The sequence below is a fragment of the Rhodococcus sp. P4_F3_2 genome (assembly GCF_056401335.1).
Genome location: NZ_JBFUJN010000207.1, coordinates 1 through 444, shown reverse-complemented (window position 1 = coordinate 444; position 444 = coordinate 1). Strand labels below are relative to the sequence as shown.

The 444-nt window shown below is 30.6% G+C and carries 1 protein-coding gene; it reads right to left on the bottom strand.

What is annotated here, in order from left to right; genetic code table 11:
• A partial coding sequence (locus AC1DWA_RS33430; protein ID WP_477917788.1) for a hypothetical protein occupies positions 1 to 370 on the bottom strand: 370 nt, incomplete at its 3' end.
• Between the last annotated feature and the right edge of the window lie 74 nt (positions 371 to 444).

Below are 444 nucleotides of genomic sequence, written 5' to 3'. Positions count from 1 at the left end.
CTTCAATAATTTTTTCTTGTATCTCATTGGCTTTCTCATTTAATTCATATTCCATCTCTATTCTCTCCTCTAACAACTTAAGTGGGAGATTACATGTTTTAATATTAATCCGTTGCTCCTTTGATAATATTTCATAATTCAAAAATGAATTAAAATGAAAATAGACTTCATTATTTAGATCATCATTATCATGATGAAAATACTCCCATCCAACAGGCGCTTCTTCTCTCTTTTTAATGTAGCCTAAATTTTCCAACACACCACCTTTCTTCGTAATATAATTGACGCCATCCTTCCCTTTACTAGTTGGAGAAGTTGTCAACAACTTTTTTAGTTCTTGTTCGTTAAACTTCTTTTCATCGGTATACAAACCATACTTGGTATATCGATATAAATAAGTAATGAGATAAACATATGAGTAAGCAAAAGCGATGTGTTTACTAC